Source organism: Treponema sp. (genome assembly GCF_045657965.1).
GTDB lineage: Bacteria > Spirochaetota > Spirochaetia > Treponematales > Treponemataceae > Treponema_D.
This window is the reverse complement of the sequence record NZ_JAZOUG010000321.1, coordinates 1-6,608: the sequence shown is the minus strand read 5'-3', so window position 1 is coordinate 6,608 and position 6,608 is coordinate 1. Positions and strand designations below refer to the sequence as shown.

The window sequence follows — 6,608 nt, the reverse complement described above, 5'->3', positions numbered from 1 at the left end:
GAGTTGGCTAAGACATTTGTCTTCCTAAGACCGCTTTGGGCCTCCGACTTAAGTTCACGACCGCGGAAACGGATTGTAACTTTGACCTTATCGCCTTCGTTAAGAAATTCCTGAACGTGTTTTGCCTTAGTATCAAGGTCGCCTGCACCAATTTTTGGCTGCATACGGATTTCCTTGAGCTTAAGGGCTTTCTGGGCCTTGCGGGAATCTCGGAGCCTTTTTTCCTGCTCGAACCGATACTTACCGTAGTTTAAGATTTTACAAACCGGTGGATTTGCGTTTGGCGAAACTTCTACAAGGTCAAGATCGCGTTCTTTTGCAAGTTCGAGAGCCTCACGTGTTGGAATAATTCCATTTTTTCCGCCCTCTTCATCAACAAGCCTGACCTCTCGTACACGAATCTGTTCGTTGATTCGTAAACCTTTTGTATCTGCCAACATTCCTCCTTGTGTTTATAAAAACACTACTGCAAATATGTTTTAATATTTTATCAAAATATTGTGTTGTTTGTCTATAGAATTTTTTGTATCAGACAGAAATAAAGCGGGCCTGCTCCTTTTGCTTTATCCGGTAAAATTTGAGAACCAAATTGAGTTTTTTCATATTCAGGTAGTTTTGCTTTTGTAAAATCAGAGTAATTTAAACTGATTTCTGGTTCTAAGATTTTTGCATTATCGAATTTTTTGAGCAGCTTTTCGATTATTTTATCGTTTTCTTCCGGAGAAAGTGCGCATGTTGAGTAAAGAAGAAAACCTCCTGAACGAAGCATCCGCCATGCAGAAGAAAGCAGTGCCCACTGTGCCATTGAAAGTGTTTTGATTCGGGAAGGGCTCCAGTCAGAAAGATATTTATTATCATTAAATACATGACGTTCACTTGAACAGGGAGCATCAAGAAGAATTGCATCAAAAGACTCCTCGTTTGTGCGGCACATTACGGCTCCGTCTTTACAGATGACCTGTACACGCTCCTGAATATTTTGAGGAAGACAGTCCCGCACTGTGTTTAAAAGCCGGTTTTTGCGGTCGGAAGAGCGTTCATTTGAAAGCAGATGTGCATTTTCTGACATGTTGCCGGCGAGTACTAAAGTTTTTCCGCCTGGAGCTGCGCATAAATCAAGAATATCCACTGCGTTTTTTAAGGGAAGCGAGACAGCTGCCCTTACAGAAGCTGAGTCAAGAAAGTAGGTTTTTTCTCCGCCTGCATTCCATTCAGCATAGTCACTTTCAAGCAAAAAAGCTTCTTTAATCGACTGCCAGCGTTCGCCGAACAGGGCTGAATAGTAAGAGTCAAATCCCTGAGCGCCGGTAAGTTTTTTTTCACGGTCTTTTTGTTTCATTTTTTCATTTCGAAGGCATTCATTCCTGCCTTGTAATCCTCGTTAAATCTGTATAAGTCAAAATCAGCATAATTTTTGTTTATTTCTACTTTAAATTGCGGAAGTTCAGTTTCACTGTCTTGAGATGTTTTAATCAGATTAAGAATTCCTGCTTTAATTTTGAAGCGGATTACATTTTCTGCAGCACGGTTTATTTCTTTTGAAAAATTTTCATCTTCACAGGCTTTTTTCAGGATAATTCCGGCAACTTTCCCGAAGCGTTTTTCTGAAAGCATGATTACATCAATTCCGGCTTCAACAGCACTGATTACAGCAGTTTCCGGCGGATAACCGTTTTTTGCAAGGGCGGCCATAAAAATATCATCAGAAAGAATAAGTCCCTTAAAACCAAGTTCATTTCTAAGAACGTCTGTGACCCAGTATTTTGACAGACATGCCGGATTTTTTGATTCTGTGTAAGTAGAATCATCAGAAACTGTAATTCTTGCATGGCTCATTAAAACTGCAGATGATAAAGAGTTGAGGTTTTTAAAAGGCAGAAGGTATTGGTTTTGAAGGATTTCTCTGGTAACTGAAATTTCCGGAAGACCTGTATGAGGGTCTGTACTGGAATTTCCAGGAAAATGCTTTAAAACTGTGGCTATTTTGTTATTTTCGTAGGCAGAAACACAGGTTTTACCATAAATAAGGACATTTCCAATATTTCCAAAAGAGCGGGTATCTAAAAAATCCCGGTTTTCGTCATTTTCGACTTCAATTACAGGTGCAAGATTTAAATGAAAGCCAAGATTATTCATTTGGCGTGCCTGAGAAGCGTAAAGCTGTTGGGCTGACACAGGTGATAAAGAAGATGCCGCATTTTGCTGTGAACAGAGTGTGGCTGTAAGTGAACGCAGACGGTTTACATAGCCTCCTTCCTGATCAACTGAAACAAATGGCGGCGGATTTCCGTTTGCAAGGTAGAAATCACGGATTGATTTTATATATTCGTAAGTTTGAAGAGGATCATTTGAAATATTATAGGAAAAAAGCAGTACTCCGCCAGGTACAAGAGGATTTCCTTCAGCCGGTTTTTCATGGAGAGAGCCTGTTTTTTCGACAGCATGGAAAGTTTCATTTCCTTCGATGTTTACAAGAAAAAGCTGAGAGAGTCTAACTTCATCGGAAAGATTTTTTACATATTCTGAAATTGCACTGTTTTTTGCATTTTCGATTTTCTGCTGATTTTGAATTTCAATTTCTTCAGGAGTAAGTCTTTTTGTACAGGAAATAAAATTGAAAACTGAAAATTGAAAACTGAAAATAAGTAATATGTTTAAAAATTCAGATAAACGGATATGATTTTTGAAGTGTGAATGCATTTTTTTTCTTACCTCCTGAAATTTGATTTTAGTGAAAAAGACAGAAAATTGCTATGCAGGAAGCAGTTTATTCAATATAGAAAAATTCTGAAAATTTCATTAACATAAAGGTTATGGATTTATTTGACATTGATGAAAGTGCACGCATTTCAGAACTTGCGCTGCTTATTAAAAAATATCAGGATTCTTACTATAACGGTGAAGGGGAAATTTCTGACGCTGAATTTGATAAACTCTGGGATGAATTAAAATCTTTAGACCCGCAGAATCCGGTCTTACAGCGGGTAGGCTCTGATTCTGGAAATTTTGCAAAAATCCGTCACATAATGCCGATGGGAAGTCAGGAAAAGGCTGCAAACCCCGAGCAGTTTCTTGCATGGGCAAAAAATCATGCTTACGATGAATATCTTGTTGAATATAAACTTGACGGTGCTTCTCTTGAGCTGCAGTATAATCATGGGGAACTTGTGAGGGCTGTAACACGCGGAGACGGTACAATCGGGGATGACATTACTGCAAATGCCAGAAAAATGCAGGGCGTCAAAACTGCATTATTTGATTCTGAGAATAATAAAATAGATTTTACCGGGGCTGTACGCGGTGAAGTGATTATGAGCCACACGGTTCACGAAAAGTTTTATTCTGATAAGGCAAACTGCCGGAATGCTGCGAATGGGCTTATGAAGCGAAAAGACGGTTCTGGAAGCGAGCATTTGTGTCTTATGACTTACGACGCACTTTCTACTGAAGAAAATAGTCCTTTCAGTGATGAAGAAGGAAAAATCAACTGGCTTAATTCATGCGGATTTTCAACTTCACCGCTTAAAATCTGTAAATCGCCGGAAGAAGTGATTCATTACCGGGAAGAAGTAATGGAAGTCAGAAAATCTCTTAATTACGATATTGACGGACTTGTAATTAAAGAGCGGAAAATTGATTTAGCTGATGCAAGCAGGGCACGGCCTGACAGACAGATTGCCTTTAAGTTTTCTCTTGAAGAAGCTGTTTCGGTTTTGAGGGAAGTTGAGTGGAGTGAATCAGGTGCAACTTACACACCGGTCGCAATTTTTGATGAAGTTCAGCTGAACGGGACAAGTGTTCAGAGGGCTTCTCTGGCAAATCCTGACACAATGCGTGCTCTTGGGGTCAAAATCGGAAGTAAGGTAGTTGTTGTTAAGCGCGGTGAGATTATTCCTAAAATTGAAAGTGTTTTAACTGAAGAAGAGGGGCAGATAACGAGTGAAATTGTCTTTCCGAAAAAGTGTTCCTGCTGCGGAACTGAGCTTGTTGACGAAGGAAGCAGGCTTTTCTGTCCGAATAAATCCTGTGAAAAGAGGGTTCTTCATCAGCTTCAAAAATGGGTTAGTGCAGCTGATATCCGGGATTTTGGAGATACACTTCTGCGCTCCCTTTTTAAAGACAAAGAAATTAAGAGCATTTCAGACATTTATTCGCTTACGGCAGAAAAACTCGTTCCTTATTTTCTGAATGAAGAATCAATAGAAAGCCGGAAAGATTCGCTTGGTGCAAAAAAAGTTTATGAAAGCATTCAGAGTCACCGCAGAATGTCTCTTTCAGTTTTTGTGGGCGGCTTTGATATTGAAGGAATCGGCGAAACAATGGTTCAGAAACTGATTGATGCCGGCTTTAATTCCTTAGAAAAGCTTCTTTGTGCCGGTGAAGAAGAAATTGCTTCTGTGTACGGATTTGCTGAAATTACTGCGAAAACTATTGTTGAAGGGCTTTCTGAAAATGCCGGTGAAATGCGCTCGCTTGTTCAAAATGGAACAATTGTTCTTGAAGAAACTGGAGACGGTAAACTTTCCGGTATTTCTTTTTGTTTTACAGGCGAACTTCGTACAATGAAAAGAAACGATGCTGAAGCGATGGTAAAAAAGGCAGGCGGTTCGTGCAAATCATCTGTTACTAAAGATTTAAGCTATCTTGTTACAAATGACACCTCCAGCGGTTCAAGCAAAAATCAGAAGGCGGCTAAATTCGGTATTCCGATTATTAACGAAGACGAATTCCTGGCGATGTTGAAATAAGGTATCTTATAATTAAGAAAATACTTATTTTATATGTGTAAACTTTTATAAAACTGTTGAAATCCTCTGTATTTTTAATATAATTATTCTTAAAAATAAGTTTAAAAATCCTATCTGGGGTTTATTTAACGTTTTTAAGTCTGTTCTGCATTGTTTCGCCGGTTAAAAAAGTACGGAGTTTTCTATATTAGGAATTTTAATAAGTGAAGCAACTTACAGGGAACTTGGAGATGAAATCCTCTGCCGCCGTCTGGACCGGGTTCAGGTTGTGAATGTAAATACACCGCTTACACTTTATGAGCCGCTTTGCTTAAAAAATGATGCAGGCGAAAAGCTTTTGAAATACACAGAAGTCTGGGAAAGTGCAATGAAAGATTTTGAGCATGAAGATTATGCCATTTCCTGCGATAAATTCAAAAAACTCATGAGTGAAAATCCTGACGATAAAGTTGCTTCGTATTATGTAAATCTGCTTGAAAAGTTTTTTTTGAAAGGCTCTTATCCAAAAGAAGAAGACGATTTTGGTGTGGTTTATAATTCAGCACTAAAATGTTTCAGACTTTTGAATAAGTAGGAAAGAAATTATTCTAAAAATGATTGTACAAATCTTCCACTAGAGAAATTGCTCCGTGAGTGCCGATATGCTGTGCGCCAATCAGCACGATGCACTGTTTCTGCGTCATTTTCGCACCCCGCTTTGTGTCCTACAATGTTTTTGGGTACAATTTTTCAAAGTCAGGATACTTATCATTATGGCTCACGAAATAAGTCCACATATCCGTATAAAAGGAATCGTCGGGATTTTCGGCAATCACTTCCTTGAGCGCGTCAGCATATATCGAAATGTCGAAATACTCATGAAGCGGACGGGGATTTTCCGGCTCAATAAAACCAAGATCAAACAATACATCATATTGCGGTGCGCAGCCGTTATAGAACGGGTCGGGATGGAATGTGATGTTCGCAGTCCCTTCTTTATCATAAATATGGTCGTACACCCACTGGTCGTCTTGATTTGTCACTTTCTTTATGACTGTAATTGTGCCTTTTTCGTCGGTATTGAAATATTTCCAAGAATAAATCAACCCCTTTGTCCATTTTACGAACAAGTCGCGGTCAGAGCGCAATTTTGCACCGTTTGCAGTTTGTCGACAGCAGGCATAATCAGGGTACAAGTCAACAAGTTCAGCAATCTGAACAAGCCCAGAAGCTTCCGCTACTTCACGCAAGGCATAATATGAAGTAATGAGGTCAACATCTCCGTGTTTACAAGCAGCAATAATAGCTTCATCATTATCAAAATATTTGTAATTCATTTCGTCGAAGTCGATTCCGTAGTTATCCCGTAAAGCGGAACGAAGCACACAGTCAGCAGTTCCGCCTGCGGTACCACCGACGGTTTTTCCCTTCCAATTTTTCGGGTCTTTCAGCGTTTCAGCAACATTTTTATTTGCAAAGATAAGGTGTCCGCCGCCCATCGTTCCTGCGAAAATGGTAATATCGCTTCCGTTTCCGCCTGCGATTATAGACGGCTGTAAGGCATTGAGTCTGCCGTCAGATTTTCCGGCTAAAACGGATTCCAAGCCTGTCGTATACTCCAAAGTCGGGTACACGCCGCCTTTTTTTTCAGCAATGCCGCCTTCCGCGTTGAGATGCAAAATTGGCGAATAATTTGAACTCAAAAGAAGCGTTAAATTCAATTTTGGAAGATTTTTGGCGTTCTTCTTGTTACACGATTGGAAGAAAGTAAGCGTAATCGTAGTGACAATAATAAGAACTGTTTTTAAAAAAGATTTTGCTGTTTTCATAGATTTTTTCTCCTATTTCTTTTAGTGTTTTTTGTATTTTTGCAATTTCAGG

At 39.4% G+C, this 6,608-nt stretch carries 6 protein-coding genes; 2 read left to right on the top strand and 4 right to left on the bottom strand.

Annotation, left to right across the window (positions count from 1 at the left end; genetic code table 11):
* The 3 genes from infC to ACKI5B_RS12185 all read right to left on the bottom strand — a co-directional run.
* Positions 1 to 437: translation initiation factor IF-3 (gene infC, locus ACKI5B_RS12195; RefSeq protein WP_407429153.1), on the bottom strand; the 437-nt coding region annotated here is incomplete at its 3' end.
* A gap of 74 nt (positions 438 to 511) precedes the next feature.
* On the bottom strand, positions 512 to 1,339 hold the full coding sequence (locus ACKI5B_RS12190; RefSeq protein WP_407429151.1) for an RsmB/NOP family class I SAM-dependent RNA methyltransferase: 828 nt from the start codon (positions 1,337 to 1,339) through the stop codon (positions 512 to 514).
* Positions 1,336 to 2,700: a glycoside hydrolase family 3 N-terminal domain-containing protein gene (locus ACKI5B_RS12185; protein WP_407429149.1), complete on the bottom strand. Its 1,365-nt coding sequence runs from the start codon at positions 2,698 to 2,700 to the stop codon at positions 1,336 to 1,338. Before ACKI5B_RS12185 ends, ACKI5B_RS12190 begins: the two co-directional genes overlap by 4 nt.
* A 113-nt stretch (positions 2,701 to 2,813) precedes the next feature.
* Here ACKI5B_RS12185 and ligA point away from each other — a divergent pair, with 113 nt between their 5' ends.
* Positions 2,814 to 4,748, top strand: a complete 1,935-nt coding sequence (ligA, locus tag ACKI5B_RS12180; RefSeq protein ID WP_407429147.1) for an NAD-dependent DNA ligase LigA — start codon at positions 2,814 to 2,816, stop codon at positions 4,746 to 4,748.
* A 268-nt stretch (positions 4,749 to 5,016) separates the two neighbouring features.
* Positions 5,017 to 5,322, top strand: a complete 306-nt coding sequence (locus ACKI5B_RS12175; RefSeq protein WP_407429145.1) for a hypothetical protein — start codon at positions 5,017 to 5,019, stop codon at positions 5,320 to 5,322.
* A 130-nt stretch (positions 5,323 to 5,452) separates the two neighbouring features.
* Here the strand turns inward: ACKI5B_RS12175 and ACKI5B_RS12170 are convergent, their stop codons facing one another.
* Positions 5,453 to 6,556: an ABC transporter substrate-binding protein gene (locus tag ACKI5B_RS12170; protein WP_407429143.1), complete on the bottom strand. Its 1,104-nt coding sequence runs from the start codon at positions 6,554 to 6,556 to the stop codon at positions 5,453 to 5,455.
* Between the last annotated feature and the right edge of the window lie 52 nt (positions 6,557 to 6,608).

Excerpts from the sequence above, each read along its gene's own strand:
- ACKI5B_RS12190 (WP_407429151.1), bottom strand. The coding sequence starts at position 1,339 with ATGAAACAAAAAGACCGTGAAAAAAAACTTACCGGCGCTCAGGGATTT.
- ACKI5B_RS12170 (WP_407429143.1), bottom strand. The coding sequence starts at position 6,556 with ATGAAAACAGCAAAATCTTTTTTAAAAACAGTTCTTATTATTGTCACT.
- ACKI5B_RS12185 (WP_407429149.1), bottom strand. The coding sequence starts at position 2,700 with ATGCATTCACACTTCAAAAATCATATCCGTTTATCTGAATTTTTAAAC.
- ligA (WP_407429147.1), top strand. The coding sequence starts at position 2,814 with ATGGATTTATTTGACATTGATGAAAGTGCACGCATTTCAGAACTTGCG.